This window comes from Gemmatimonadales bacterium, assembly GCA_041390145.1.
Classification (GTDB): domain Bacteria; phylum Gemmatimonadota; class Gemmatimonadetes; order Gemmatimonadales; family GWC2-71-9; genus SPDF01.
In genome coordinates this window covers 66,071-79,609 of record JAWKQM010000012.1, presented here as the reverse complement: position 1 = coordinate 79,609, position 13,539 = coordinate 66,071, and the positions used below count along the sequence as shown (strand labels likewise).

The following is a 13,539-nucleotide window of genomic DNA, read 5'->3' as shown; positions in this document are numbered from 1 at the left end:
GCGCCGCTCAGATCGGTGGATCGCTCAGGGAATGGCGCGGTACGGAAAGGCCCAGATGTTTGCGCGGTAGTTGTCCCCGGACTGGGTCTGGAGTGCCTCCGAGTCGATCGCGTCCACCGCCATCCGGGCAATACCCGGTCGGCGAACGGTCCACCCGATGCTCCAGGTGCCATCCTCGTTGGGCTGCATCTGGATGCGACCCCAGGTGTCGGCGTTGGCCCGGTGGTGGCGGACGTGCAGGAACACCTGGGTCGGAGGCACCAGGTCCGTACCGGTCGCGTTGCGCACCGCCGCGGTAACTACCACGCTGTCACCGACGTGCAGTTCGGGAACGCCACCCTGCACCCGGAACAGCTGATTCGGGTCGGAGACCGTGCCGACGTCGGTGCCGTTGACGGTCACGGTCAGGGAGGTGATCTCCACCGTCCGCCGGGCAGGGTCGGTATCCACGATGTTGCCGATGCTCATCGCAACGAGCCGCCACCCGCGTGGTGCGGTGTCATCCCGCACGAATACGGCGTGGTGCCGCAACGTCTCATGCATCCGCTTGGCGCCGGGATTGACCACGCCGTCGAAGGTCGTGTCCACGAGGAACACCCCGCGGAACCGGACCGCCACCGCCACCTTGGCGGTGTCGCCCTCGATGACGACGACGCGCTCGCGGCTGGGGCGCTCGTCGGCACGGCGCCGTCCCCAGCGTTCGGGTGCGATGTACGGGTCGCCTGGAGCGGAGAAGAGGGTGGAATTGGAGGTCAGGATGGGGGAGGCGAGGATGTCGTCGCCGCCGGGGTTTTCGTCGAAATAGCCGGCATCGACATCGAGATAGGCCTGCTGGACCGCGGTCTCTTCGCTGGAACTGCCGGTCGGTGCGTCGCTGCAGGCTGCGGCAGCGAAGGCCGTGGCCACCAGGAGGGCGGTGGTAGGGATTCGCATGGGAGAGACTCCTCGAGTTGGTCAGGTCAGTTGGGCACTACGCCCCATAGACGAGGACCTCCCCGAAACGTTAAGCGCCTCCTATCACCCCGGCCCCGGTCGCTGGTCGCCGCTGACCAGCAGCGCCAGGGCGAGGCTCACCAGACCCACCACGAGCCCGCCCCAGAACGCGGGCATGAAGCCGTCCACGCGGAACCCGAGGTTCCAGATGGCGGCCAGGCGCGCCGTCAGCATCAGCATCACCCCGTTGATGACCAGGGTGAAGAGCCCCAGCGTCAGCAGGACCAGCGGACAGGAAAGCACGGTCAGGATCGGCCGAAGGACCGCGTTCACCACCCCAAAGACGAGCGCGACCGCCAGGAGCTGCAGGGGGCCGTCGGTGAAGTGAATGCCGGGAATGACCTGCACCGCCGCCGACAGGGCGATGGTGTTGATCATCCACCGGATCAAGAACGATTTCATGGGACCTCGGGCGAAGTCAGGAGTTCGGCACTACGGCGTTGGGCGGAGCGAGGTGTCGAGCCAGTCGAGCACCGTGCCCCACCAGAGGCGCCGGTCCCGCGGGCGGAGGACGAAGTGCCCTTCGTTGGGGAAGTAGAGGAACTTCCCCGGCAAGCCCCGGAGCCGCAGCGCGGTGTACGCCTGGAGTCCTTCGGACAGGTCCACGCGGTAGTCCTCCTGCCCGTGGACCACCAGCATCGGTGTCTGCCAGCGCGACGTGTAATTGGCTGGCGACCACTTCTCCATCGTGGCGCGGGCCGACGGCATGAGCGGCGTCCCGCCGAATTCATGGATCGGGAACCAGAGTTCTTCCGTGGTGCCGCTGAAGCTCACCGGATTGAAGATCCCGTCGTGCGCCACCAGCGTGCGGAACCGGTTCGTTTGCCCGGCCATCCAGTAGATCATGTACCCGCCGTACGAGGCGCCGGCCGCGCCCACCCGGCTGCCGTCCACCCAGGGGTTGGCCGCCACGACGTCCAGCCCCTTCATGAGGTCGTCGTAGGGATAGTCGCCCCAGTGGAGGGAGATGCTGTTGGTGAACGCCTGGCCGTAGCCGGTGCTGCCGTGAAAGTTCACCGCGGCCACCACGTACCCACGCGCCGCGAACATCGCGTAGTTCCAGCGAGGATGCCATTCGTCGTTCCAGGCGCCCTGCGGGCCGCCATGGATGAGATACACCACGGGGTACGTCTTCGAGGGATCGAAGCCCGGAGGCTTCATCAGCCAGCCGAAGACCGAGTCGCCGAGCGCGCCGACAAACCCGAACGGCTCCAGCGGGGTGAGTTGCACCCCGTTCCGCCATTCGTCGTTGAGCGCGGTCACCTGGCGCAGGCCGTCCCCGCTGTTCCAGTTCGCGGCCCAGACCTCGGCCGGGCGGTCCGCGGTGCTTCGCAGGAACACCATCTCATCGCCGCGCGGCGGCACGCGGACGGCGCTGTTGACCCCTCCCGAGACGAGGAGCGACCGGCGGCCGCTGGCCGCGTCGATACGATACAGTGACACCCCGCCGCGCTCGGGCACCTCGGCAATGAGCGCGCGTGAGTCGGGCGTCCAGGTGATGGCGTCCACCGAGAGGTCCCACTCCGGGGTCAGGGCCCGCCGGCGCCCGGTGGCCCGCTCGTAAATCATCACCTGCTGGCGATCGGCCTCGAAGCCGGGCACCGTCATGGCCAGGTAGGCCACGTAGCGGCTGTCGGGGGAGTAGGCAGGGGAGTTGTCGTTGGCGGGGTTGGTCGTGATCGCCTGCTTGCCGGTGCCGTCGGGCCCCATCACGAAGATGTCGTTGTTGGTGCTGGTCGCGAGCGACGAGTCGGGGTTGTAGACCACGGCCAGTTCGGTGCCGAACTGCGACAGCGCCACACCGACCCCGCCGAGAGCCAGTGTCGGCACGTCGCGGTCAAAGGGGGTGATGTCGGTTCCGACGGAATCGCCCGGCTCAAGCCGAAAGACGTGGGTCCGCACGCCGACGCGCCACTCGTTCCAGTGACGGTAGAAGAGCTCCGTCCAGATTTTGGCCTCGGTCGGGTAGGGGCCGTTGCGCTGGACGACTTCCTGCTGCGCGGGCCACGAGACGTCCTTGACGTAGAACATCGCCTTGCCGCCCGGCGACACCCAGAAATCGGAGATGCCTCCGGGGACGTACGAGAGGCGCGTCGGCTCGCCACCCCGGATGGGAAGGCGCCAGATCTGGGCGCCATCCTCCCGGGTGGAGATGTAGGACAGCGTCTTGCCATCCGCCGACCAGCGCGGGGACCGCTCGCTTCCCGAGCCCGAGGTCGCTTCCCAGGTCTCCCGCGACCCGAGGTCTGCAAGCCAGATGCGGCTCTGGTTGCGGTCGTCCTCCAGCGATGGCTGGGAGACGGTGAACGCCAGCAGCCGGCCGTCCGGCGAGGGTTGCGGGTCGGAGACCGCGCGCACCTCGAGGAACTTGTCGATGGTCATCGGGGCCGGCGCTGCTTGTGCGGATGCGCTGCTGGCGGTCGCCGCCAGCGCCCCCGCTGACGCCAGGCACCACAGGGTTCGTCTCATTGGATCACTCCGCCGCCAAGGACGCGGTCGTCGGCGCCGTACAGGACGCCGGACTGTCCCGGGGAGATGGCCCGCCCGGGAGTATCGAGGAGGAGAGAAATGCCGTCGTCGCCCCGCGCCGTCACGGTGGCCGGGATGGCCCGGGCGCGGTAGCGGATCTGCACGCCGCATCGGTCGCCGACGGCGAGCGCCGGGCCCAGCCAGTTCACCTCCGCCAGCGCCAGGCGATTTCCCTCCAGCGCCGCTTCCGGGCCAATGACCACTTCGCGACCCTCGGGCCGGATGGCCACGACGTACATCGGCTCGGCAAACCCGCCCGGCAATCCGCGGCGCTGTCCGACGGTATACCGGGCAAATCCCTCGTGCTCACCGATCACGTCGCCGGCGACGGTGGTGAGTGGTCCCCGGCTCAGCGCAGGGGCATCCGCGGGAAGGTGCTGCTCGAGCACGCCGACGTAGTCATCGTCGGGCACGAAACAAATTTCGACGGACTCCGGCTTGTCCGCGGTGGCCAGGCCGAGGCGCCGCGCCAGCGCCCGGGTCTCGTCCTTCGTGGAACTTCCGACCGGGGTCAGCATCCGCGCCACCACCGCCTGGTCGATGCCCCACAGGAAGTAGCTCTGGTCCTTGTTCAGGTCCTGGCCCCGGTACAGCGCGCCGTCCCGGGCCACAGCGTAGTGCCCCGTGGCGATGTAGTTGCAGTCGAGGGAGTCGGCGTGGGCCAGGAGGTCGCGGAACTTCGTGAACGAGTTGCACCGCACGCAGGGGATCGGGGTCCGCCCGCGGCTGTACTCCGACACGAAGTTCTGGATCACGTGCAACGAGAAGCGGTCTTCGAGGTTCAGCACATAGTGCGGAATGCCGAGCTTGGCCGCCACGTCGCGCGCGTCGTTGATCGAATCCAGGGAGCAGCAGGGGCGGTCCGGCACCGAGTCGCCGTAGCAGAAGAGCTTCATGGTGGCGCCCACCACGTCATACCCCTGCTCCACGAGCAGGGCGGCGGCCACCGAACTGTCCACGCCGCCTGACATGGCCACAAGCACCCGCTCAGGCACGACCGAGCACCCCCGCCAGCTTGCGCACCTTGGCCACCACCGTCGGGAGCACCTCGGCCGTCCGGTCGATGTCGCCCTGTGTGGTCTCGGCGCCCATCGAGAAGCGGATGGTGCAGAGCGCCACCTCGCGCGGGACGCCCATGGCGGTCAACACATGCGATGGTTCCGCCGCGCCGGTATTGCACGCCGAGCCCCCCGACGCCGCGATGCCCTGGAGGTCGAGATGCATCAGCAGCGCCTCGGCGTCGGCGCCGGGAATCGCCACGCTCAGCACATGCGGCGCGCGCGGGCCTCGCTCGGCAATCCAGATCATGTCGGGGATGGCGCTCCGAATGCGCGCCGCCAATTCGTCGCGGAGCGCGGCGAGCCGCGTCGCCTTGGCCGCTTGCTCCGCGGCGGCGAGTTCCGCCGCCTTGCCGAGCGCCACGGAGCCGGGAACGTTCTCGGTGCCGGGCCGGAGCCCGAACTGCTGGCCGCCGCCGTGAATGATGGCCTCGACCGCCGCCCGGCTCCGCACCACGAGCGCGCCGACGCCCTTTGGGGCACCAATCTTGTGCCCCGACAGCGTCAGGAGCGTGGCGTCGGCGGCATCAATGGAGACCGGGAGCTTGCCGAAGGCCTGCACGGCGTCGGTATGGAACATCGCCCCGGCGGCACGGCACCGGCGGCCGATCTCTTCGACCGGCTGCACCGTCCCGACCTCGTTGTTGACCCACATGACCGACACGACGGCGGGCGCGTTGGTCAGGGCGGCGTCGAGCGCGGCCAGGTCGAGGACGCCGTGGCTGTCCACCGGGAGCACCGTCTCGGATCCGCCGAGCCGTGCCACGGCGTGGGCGGCGGCGAGCACGGCCTTGTGGTCCGTGGCACACACGGCCGCGTGCATCGGGCGGCCCGCCGCTCCGGCTGCGAGGGCGGCGCCAACCACCGCCAGGTTGTCCGCCTCGGTGCCGCCGGAGGTGAAGATGACCTGGCTCGGTTCCGCACCGACGGCCGTTGCCACCTGGCGGCGCGCCTCCTCGACCCCTGCGCGGGCCGCGCGCCCAAACCGGTGCGCGCTCGCGGGATTGCCGAAGGCCGAGGCTCCGAGATAGGGGAGCATGGCTTCCAGCACCTCGGCGCGCACGGGTGTCGTGGCGGCGTGGTCGAGGTAGACGGGAGAAGGCGTCATGGTCGGCGCGTTTCCTACATGCTGGAGACGTCGAGCGCGAGCACGTCGTCGATCCGCACGGTCTCATGGGTGAAATAGGGCTCCCCGAACCGGGTGCGGATCAGCGAGCCGTAGTGCGCGTTCTGCGTCTCGACGAGCGAGTAGAGATCCTGGCCGGTCGGGAAGATCTCGCCGGCCGCCTTGGCGCCGTCAAACTGGCTGGCATAGCACCGGATGGCGGCCAGCTTCCGCTCGAACTGCGCGCTGATGTCCACGACAAAGGTCGGCTTGACCGGGTCCTCGCGATAGCTGAGCGCATAGAGGACCTTGTGCGGCCGGTGCGGTGGGCCATCGGCATCGTACTTGGCCAGCCCGGCGAGGAAACAGGCATCGCGGCCCAGTTCGGAGGCGATCCGGTGATCGGGGTGCCGGCCGACCGGGAAGGGGAGGATGACCACCCGCGGGCGGAAATGCCGGATCTGCGAGACCACGAGGCGCCGCGCCTCTTCCGAATTCTGGAGGTGGGCGTCGGGGAGGCCGGCGTTCCGGCGCTCGGACACCCCGAGAATTGTCGCGGCCGCTTCCGCCTCGGCGGCCCGCAGGTCGGCGCTGCCGCGGGTACCGCTCTCGCCGGCCGTCAGGTCGAGAATGCCGGCGGTGTGCCCCTGATCGATGGCACGGAGCAGGGTACCGGCACAGGTCAGTTCGACGTCGTCACGGTGGGCCGCAATGGCCAGGATATCTACGCTCATGCGTGACAATTTAGCCGTCTGCCGTCCTCCCCGCATTCCCGCCTCCCCGCCTACTCGTGCCGCAGCGCCTCGATGGGATCCATTGCGGCGGCCTTGTTGGCCGGGTAGAGCCCGAACCCGAGCCCGATCCCCACCGAGACGGCCGTGGCCACGACGGCGCTCCAGAGCGGCACGGAGGACTGCAGGTTGAGCACGTGCTTCAGCACCTGGCCGAGGCCGAGCCCCACCACGATTCCGAGCAGCCCGCCCATGAGGGTCAGGGTGGCCGCCTCGACGAGGAACTGGAGCAGGATCTCCCGCCGGGTGGCACCGAGGGCCTTCCGGAGGCCGATTTCCCGGGTGCGGTCGGTCACGGACACCATCATGATGGCCATGACGCCGATGCCGCCCACGAGCAGCGCCACGCCCGACAGGGCCACCATCACACCGAAGAAGGCGGTGGTCAGGCTGCCCATAATGTCGAGAATCTGGTCCTGCGTGATGAGGTCGAAGGTGTTCGGCACGCCGGGGCGGAGCTTGCGCTCGCGCCTGAGGGCCACCGTCACGAGATCCTGGGCCTTCGCCACGCTGACGTCGGGGCGTCCCTTGACCGAGATCCAGAGGGTGTTCGTCTCGTCATAGCGCAGATTGTACTTCGCCGCGCGGTACGGGATGATGCCCGCCGTCTCCTGTCCGGGCGGCTCGAAAATGTTGTCCGGCTTCAGGTAGACGCCGATGATCCGGAACGGCACCCCGTTCACCCGGACAGTCTTCCCCATCGGGTCGAGCCGCCCGAAGAGGTGGTCGGCGGTCTTCTCCTCGATGACCATCACCTGTTCGCCGGTGAGCTCCGCCCGGGTGAAGAAGCGCCCGCGGAGGAGGGTCCCGCCCTGCAGCTCCATGTAGTGGTCGTCGGCCGCCCACACCGTGATCATCTGCGTCTGCGTCCCCTGGTACTCCAGCCGTGCGAACACCTGGATCCACATGCCGGCGTACTGGATCTCGGGCACCTGCCGGATCGCCTCGGCGTCGCTCTCCCGGAGCACCGGACGGATGCGCACTTCATAGGGCAGGTTGTCCGGATTGAGGGGCGTCTGGGAGAAGTACCGCATCACGTAGAACGTCGTGGGGCCGGCCACCTCGATGGCGTTGAAGATCTGCGAGCGCACCCCCTGGACGATCGACGCCATGGTCATCACGGTCGCGACCCCGATGATCACGCCCAGCACCGTGAGCGCGGAGCGCAACTTGTTGGCGCGCATGGCATCCAGCGCCATCAGGACGCCCTCACCGACCCGGCTCAGCGGAATCATGGCGTCACTCCGCGCGGAGGGCGGTGATCGGGTCGAGCTTCGCGGCGCGCGAAGCGGGATAGACGCCGAACAGCAGGCCGGTCCCGACGCCGAGCGCCAGCGCCACCGAAATCGACCAGAGGGTGACCCGGGCCGGGAGCGGCGTGACGGACGAGACGATGAACGCCAGCGACCACCCGGCGGCGACGCCCAGAATGCCCCCAAAGAAGGAGAGCGTGGCAGCCTCCACGAGAAACTGGCGCTGGATGTCGCGGCGCGTCGCGCCGAGGGACTTGCGGACGCCGATTTCCCTGGTCCGCTCGTTGACCGTCATGAGCATGATGTTCATGATCACGATGCCGCCGACCACGATGCCGATGCACACCACGGCGGGGATGATCGTGAAGAGGATCCGTGTCAGGCTCTTCCAGAAGGCGACCAGCGCATCGGCCTTGTCCACCGTGAAGTCGTCAGGTTCGTTGGGCCGCAGCCGGTGCGCCAGCCGCATCGCTTCCTGTGCGCGCGCCATGGCGGGCTCCACCTCGTCGGCGTCGCGCATCTTGACCGAGACCACGGTCGTCTTTCGGCGGCCGTAGATGGACTCGAACGTGGAGTAGGGCACGAGCGCAAACCCGTCGAAGGACTGGCCGAGGACCTTCCCCTTCTTCGCGACCACACCCTTGATGGTGAATTCGCGGCCGGCGATGCGGATCGACTTGCCGATGGCCTTCTCCGCGTCGCCGAACAGCTTGTCGGCGACGTCGAAGCCGACCACCGCCACCATGCGGCGCCCGTCCACGTCGGGGTCGCTCATCGGTTCGCCGGCGGCAAACACGTAGTCGCGGACAATCTGGTAGTCCGGGGTGATGCCGAAGACGAGGACGTCGCCGATACGCTGGTTGCGGTAGGTCAGGTCGCTCGTCGGGGTGGGCCACCCGGACTGGAAGGCGACCGCCTGGGCGTCGGGGAGGGCGCGCCGGACCACTTCGGCATCGTCGGTGGTGACGAGGGGGCGCTTCGCGATGGCTCGGACCTGTTCGTCGTCCATCAACCCCACGGACACCGGCGTCCGGCGGACCTGGAAGGCGTTGGTCCCGATGACGGCGCCGGCGATGTTCTCCTTCACGTAGGCGTTCATCCCCTGGATGATCGCCACCACCGCCACGAGGAAGCCGACGGAGACGATGATGCCCAGCAGGGTGAAGAACGACCGCAGCTTGCTGCCGAGGATCGACTGGAGGGCGAGGCGGAAGGCTTCACGGAGGGGCATGTCGGAAAACTAGCGGGGCACCGGGGAGGCGGGAAAGCGGGGGAGGCGGGGCACGGCGGCCTTCCCCGCGCTTTCCCGCCTCCCCGCCATCGCTATTCGTACCGCAACGCCTCCACCGGATCCAGCTTGCTGGCCTTGTTGGCGGGATACATGCCGAACATGATGCCAGTCACGATCGATGCCAGCAGCGCCACCACGACCGACCAGAGGGGGACGGCGGCGGGGATGGGGGTCAGCTTGTTGATGCCCAGCGCAATCAGGCCGCCGAGCATCATGCCGACCACGCCGCCCACGAGAGTGAGGGTAGCGGCCTCGACCAGGAACTGGAAGAGTACTTCGCGTCGGGTGGCGCCAAGGGCCTTGCGGACGCCGATCTCCCGGGTGCGCTCGGTGACCGAGATCATCATGATGGCTACCACCCCGACGCCACCTACCATCAAGCCCACGCTGGAGAGCGCCAGCATCACCAGGAAGAAGGCGCTCGTCATGCTGTCGAACGTCTCGAGGATCCGGTCCTGGGTGAGGATGGCAAAGTTGTTCTCCTGCGACGGCTTGAGCCCACGGCTACCTCGCAGCGCCGCCACCACCTGGTCCTGCGCCTCCTCCACCGTCACCTCGTCGACCGGCATGACGGAGATGCTCATCCAGCCCTTCCAGTAGTCCGCGACCTTCTCGAACGTTGTGTGCGGAATTGCGAGCCGGGCCTGGTCGCCGCCGCCGAAAAGGGAGGCGGCGGCCACGTGCAGGCCGATCACCTGGAAGGGCTGCCCGAAGATCTTGATCGTCTTGCCGATGGGGTCGAGCCCCGGGAACAGCGCCTCCGCCACCTTGTCGTTGATGACGGCCACCCGGGCGCCGGCCGCATACTCCATGGCGGTGAAACTCCGTCCCGCCACGATCTCGCCGCCGGTCACGTACACCCACGCCGGGCCAAACCCGGCGATGCCGACGCTCGGCAGCTCGGTGTCGCCGTACTTCACCGGTCCCTGCGTGCCCTCGTCGATGGACACCTCCTGGATGGCTGGCAGCTGCCGGATCATCTCCGACTCCTCCACCGTGATCCAGGGATTCTTTCGCCACGGCGAGAGCTCATCAGAGCCGTCGGAGATGTTGATCCCGCCCTGAAAGAAGCGTTGCACGAAGAAGGTCCGTGGGCCAGCCGACTCCAGCTCCTTTTCGAGCGCCCGGTTGATACCGGTGATGGCCGAGGCCATGGCGATGACCACCATCACGCCGATGGCCACGCCGAGAATGGTCAGCGCCGCGCGGACCTTGCTCGCCCGCAGCGAGTCGAGTGCGATGCCGATGCCCTCGAAGGCCCGGCTGAAACTCTGGGACATGGAGTCGCCTCGCTATTCGGCGCGGAGCGCCACGATGGGATCCAGACGACTGGCGCGCGTGGCCGGGTACACGCCCGCCACGACGCCGACGATGATACCCAGCGTGACGCCCACCAGGATGGACCAGGGGGCCACGGCGGCCGGCAGGGGAGAGAGCGCCCGCACGGCGAAGGCCAGTCCGATACCCGCCCCGATGCCGAAGATGGCGCCCACCACCGACAGGGTGGCCGACTCGACCACGAACTGGGCAAGGATGTCGCGCCGCTTGGCGCCGAGCGCCTTCCGGATGCCGATTTCCCGGGTCCGTTCGGACACGGCCATCAGCATGATGTTCATGATCACGATGCCGCCCACCACCAGTGAGATCGCCACCAGCCCTGGGAGCGCCATGAAGAGGATTTTGGAGAACCGCTTCCACCCCTCGAGTGCACCTTCCGCCGTCTGGAGGTAGAAATTGTTCTCCTGCGCGGGCTTGAGCTGCCGGCGGATGCGCATCATCGCCTCGACCTCCGCCATCGCCGCCACCATGTCACTCGGACCCGCCGTCTGGATCTGGATGTCGTCCAGGATGTTGATCGGGCAGATGTACCGCCGGGCCGGCGCGGTGTATGGCATGATCGCAAACTTGTCCATCGAGAGGCCGAACATCGTCCCCTGCTTGGCCGCGACGCCGACGATCCGGTAGGGGAGGCCCGCGATCGTGACCTCCTTGCCGACAGGGTCCTGGCCGGGGTAGAGCTTCTCGGCCACCAGGTCGCCGATGACCACGACGGTCTGCGCCGCGCGGACCTCCTGGGCGGAGAAGGCCCGTCCGTTGGCGATCTCGAGATTCTTGATCTGGAAGTACGTCTCCTCGGTCCCGACCAGGTCGATATCCTTGGCCGTCTTGCCATTGTAGGTCAGCGCCATCCGGTCCGCGCAATACATCGCGATGGTCGCGGGCGTCCTGAGTCGCGCCTTGATGTAGTCCGCGTCGGCGTACGTGATCCGCGGCCGGCGCCGCCAGCTGAGCCAGGTCTCCCGGGTCACGTTGCCGGTGGTGAAGTTCGGTCGCTGACGCACTTGGAAGACGTTGAGCCCGATGAGCCGGTTCGCGAACTGGTCTTCCATGTACACGTTCATGCCCTGCACGATCGAGACGACCGCGATCAGGAACATGACCCCGATCAGCACGCCGATGAGGGAGAAGAAGCTCTTCAGCTTCTGCGCCCGGATCGTGCGGAGTGCCATCGTGACCGCTTCCCAGAGTGGCATCGGCTCAGGCCGCCTTCGTCCGGTTGAGGACGTCGCTTTCGACCCGGCCGTCACGCAACACCACGACGCGCTCGGCGTGTGCCGCGATGTCCGGCTCGTGGGTCACCATGACCAGGGTCTGCCCCTCGCTGTGGAGCTGCTCGAAGACCTGCATGATCTCGTCGCTGGTGGAGCTGTCGAGGTTGCCGGTCGGCTCGTCCGCCAGCAGGATCGAGGGCCGGTTGACCAGTGCACGGGCAATGGCCACCCGCTGACGCTGGCCGCCGGAGAGCTCGTTTGGCCGGTGATGCATGCGGTCCTTCAGGCCGACCCGCGTCAGCGCCTCTTCCGCACGGGCCCGCCGCTCGCGGGCGGTGGTGCCCGCGTACACCAGCGGCAGCTCCACGTTGTGCAGGGCGGTGGCGCGGGGCAGGAGGTTGAAGGTCTGGAAGACGAACCCGATCTCCTTGTTCCGTACCCGGGCCAGGGCGTCGTCGCCCATGCGGGACACTTCCTGCCCGTTGAGCCAGTACTCGCCGCTCGACGGGGTGTCCAGGCAGCCGATCATGTTCATCAGCGTGGACTTGCCCGAGCCGGACGGCCCCATGATGGCCACGTACTCGTTGCGGCGGATCTCGAGGTCGAGGCCCCGGAGGGCCTGAACCACTTCGGCGCCCATCTCATAGGAGCGGGTGAGCGCGCGGACGGCGATGACGAGGTCGCTCATTACTTCACGCCTCCCGGCGCGGGCATCTTGGCCGCGCGGACCTTGGCGCTGTCCTGCAGGTCGCGGATCGTCTGGTACGTGCCGGCGACAATCGAGTCGCCGAGCTGCACACCCGACACCACTTCGAAGTACTCCTCACCGGCGATGCCCACCTTGACCGGCGTGAAGGTGGCGATCCCATCCCGCACCACGAACACCCCTTCGGTGTCCGTCATCTTCTTCTCCGAGCTGTCCGCCGCCTGGTTGCCGGCCGGCGCGCTCTCGTTCGGCATCACTTCATGCTGGCGGACCGTCAGTGCAATGATCGGCACGCTGGGCACCTGGGTGCGGGTGTCGGTGACGATCTTCGCGGTGGCGCTCAGGTCGGGCCGGATGTCCTCGGGCGGATTTTCGAGCGTGATTTCCACGTCGAAGTCCACCGCGCGGTCGGAGGATCCGCCGGCCGTGGCCGTGGCGGTCAACTGCGCGCTGTTGCTGATCTTGGTGACGCGCCCGACAAAGCCCGTGTCGGGGAAGGCGTCGATGGTCACGCGCACCGAGTCGCCGAGGGCCAGGCGCACCACGTCAGTTTCGTCGACCTGCACCTTGGCCAGGATCACGGAGAGGTCGGCCACGGTCATGAGCAACGCCGTCTCTCGCGAGAAGGTACCGGGGACGGCGACTTCGCCCACTTCCACGTTCAGCCGGGTGACCCGGCCGTCGAGGGGGCTGATGAGTCGCGTCTTCGAGAGCTGATCCTTGGCGTCCTGCAGCGTGGCGCGGTTCTGCGCCATCTGGGCGCTGGAGGCGTTCAGGTTCGCCTCGGCCACCTCGAAGGCCGTCTGCGCCTGCTCGACCGCCTCGGTCGAGATCAGGTTCGGGCTGCTGGCGCTCAGTTCCTTGGCGCGATCGACCGTCCGCTTGGCCTGGTCGTAGTTGGCCTTCGCCTGGACGTACGAGGCGGTGGAGGCCGAGAGCAACGCCTCGGTCCGGGCAACGGCGGCCTCATACTGGGCCGGGTCGATCTGGAGCAGGAACTGCCCCTTCTTGACCCAGTCGCCCTCCTTGACCGCAATCTGTGTGACACGCCCGGTGATGTCGGCGCTGATGTCCACCTTCGTCTTCGGCTCGATGCGACCGCTGGCCGTGACCGAGGCGACGAGGTCCTGGGGCTGGACCGTGTCAAACCGGACCTCGACCGCCCGCTTGTTGCGGTTGGCCGCGGTGAGGAAGAACAGTCCACCGACCACGACGATCAGGATGGCGGCGATAAGTCCGAACTTGGTGCGACGTGACATGT

General features: G+C 67.9%; 12 protein-coding genes. All 12 read right to left on the bottom strand.

The window, feature by feature from the left end; translation table 11 throughout:
- Window positions 1-24: 24 nt before the first annotated feature.
- On the bottom strand, window positions 25-933 hold the full coding sequence (locus R2910_11345; GenBank protein MEZ4413570.1) for a hypothetical protein: 909 nt from the start codon (window positions 931-933) through the stop codon (window positions 25-27).
- Between the two features lie 84 nt (window positions 934-1,017).
- On the bottom strand, window positions 1,018-1,395 hold the full coding sequence (locus R2910_11340; protein MEZ4413569.1) for a phage holin family protein: 378 nt from the start codon (window positions 1,393-1,395) through the stop codon (window positions 1,018-1,020).
- A 30-nt stretch (window positions 1,396-1,425) separates the two neighbouring features.
- Entirely contained in the window at window positions 1,426-3,462 is a 2,037-nt protein-coding gene (locus R2910_11335) for a S9 family peptidase (protein ID MEZ4413568.1), read from the bottom strand.
- Window positions 3,459-4,517 (bottom strand): tRNA 2-thiouridine(34) synthase MnmA, encoded by a 1,059-nt coding sequence (gene mnmA, locus R2910_11330; GenBank protein MEZ4413567.1) that lies wholly within the window; start codon window positions 4,515-4,517, stop codon window positions 3,459-3,461. The genes R2910_11335 and mnmA overlap by 4 nt, the downstream gene beginning before the upstream one ends.
- Window positions 4,510-5,688, bottom strand: coding sequence for a cysteine desulfurase family protein (locus R2910_11325; protein MEZ4413566.1), 1,179 nt, complete (start codon window positions 5,686-5,688; stop codon window positions 4,510-4,512). The genes mnmA and R2910_11325 overlap by 8 nt, the downstream gene beginning before the upstream one ends.
- 14 nt (window positions 5,689-5,702) lie before the next feature.
- The gene (gene bshB1 / locus R2910_11320; GenBank protein MEZ4413565.1) at window positions 5,703-6,419 is read right to left on the bottom strand and encodes a bacillithiol biosynthesis deacetylase BshB1; all 717 of its coding nucleotides are present in this window, start codon (window positions 6,417-6,419) and stop codon (window positions 5,703-5,705) included.
- A gap of 50 nt (window positions 6,420-6,469) precedes the next feature.
- Entirely contained in the window at window positions 6,470-7,711 is a 1,242-nt protein-coding gene (locus R2910_11315; protein ID MEZ4413564.1) for an ABC transporter permease, read from the bottom strand.
- Between the two features lie 4 nt (window positions 7,712-7,715).
- Entirely contained in the window at window positions 7,716-8,960 is a 1,245-nt protein-coding gene (locus tag R2910_11310; protein MEZ4413563.1) for an ABC transporter permease, read from the bottom strand.
- A 92-nt stretch (window positions 8,961-9,052) separates the two neighbouring features.
- Window positions 9,053-10,300 (bottom strand): ABC transporter permease, encoded by a 1,248-nt coding sequence (locus R2910_11305; protein ID MEZ4413562.1) that lies wholly within the window; start codon window positions 10,298-10,300, stop codon window positions 9,053-9,055.
- A gap of 12 nt (window positions 10,301-10,312) precedes the next feature.
- Complete coding sequence (locus R2910_11300) at window positions 10,313-11,554, bottom strand: ABC transporter permease (protein MEZ4413561.1); 1,242 nt, start codon at window positions 11,552-11,554, stop codon at window positions 10,313-10,315.
- Window positions 11,555-11,558: 4 nt separating this feature from the next.
- Window positions 11,559-12,260 carry an ABC transporter ATP-binding protein gene (locus R2910_11295; GenBank protein ID MEZ4413560.1) on the bottom strand — a complete coding sequence of 234 codons (702 nt, stop codon included), beginning with the start codon at window positions 12,258-12,260 and terminating at the stop codon, window positions 11,559-11,561.
- A complete protein-coding gene (locus R2910_11290) occupies window positions 12,260-13,537 on the bottom strand; it encodes an efflux RND transporter periplasmic adaptor subunit (GenBank protein MEZ4413559.1) in 1,278 nt (425 codons plus the stop codon). Before R2910_11290 ends, R2910_11295 begins: the two co-directional genes overlap by 1 nt.
- Window positions 13,538-13,539: the final 2 nt, after the last annotated feature.

Coding starts and splice junctions, on each gene's coding strand:
- R2910_11340 (MEZ4413569.1), bottom strand. CDS start 1,395: ATGAAATCGTTCTTGATCCGGTGGATGATCAACACCATCGCCCTGTCG.
- R2910_11290 (MEZ4413559.1), bottom strand. CDS start 13,537: ATGTCACGTCGCACCAAGTTCGGACTTATCGCCGCCATCCTGATCGTC.
- R2910_11310 (MEZ4413563.1), bottom strand. CDS start 8,960: ATGCCCCTCCGTGAAGCCTTCCGCCTCGCCCTCCAGTCGATCCTCGGC.
- R2910_11295 (MEZ4413560.1), bottom strand. CDS start 12,260: ATGAGCGACCTCGTCATCGCCGTCCGCGCGCTCACCCGCTCCTATGAG.
- R2910_11325 (MEZ4413566.1), bottom strand. CDS start 5,688: ATGACGCCTTCTCCCGTCTACCTCGACCACGCCGCCACGACACCCGTG.
- R2910_11335 (MEZ4413568.1), bottom strand. CDS start 3,462: ATGAGACGAACCCTGTGGTGCCTGGCGTCAGCGGGGGCGCTGGCGGCG.
- bshB1 (MEZ4413565.1), bottom strand. CDS start 6,419: ATGAGCGTAGATATCCTGGCCATTGCGGCCCACCGTGACGACGTCGAA.
- R2910_11305 (MEZ4413562.1), bottom strand. CDS start 10,300: ATGTCCCAGAGTTTCAGCCGGGCCTTCGAGGGCATCGGCATCGCACTC.
- R2910_11315 (MEZ4413564.1), bottom strand. CDS start 7,711: ATGATTCCGCTGAGCCGGGTCGGTGAGGGCGTCCTGATGGCGCTGGAT.
- R2910_11345 (MEZ4413570.1), bottom strand. CDS start 933: ATGCGAATCCCTACCACCGCCCTCCTGGTGGCCACGGCCTTCGCTGCC.
- R2910_11300 (MEZ4413561.1), bottom strand. CDS start 11,554: ATGCCACTCTGGGAAGCGGTCACGATGGCACTCCGCACGATCCGGGCG.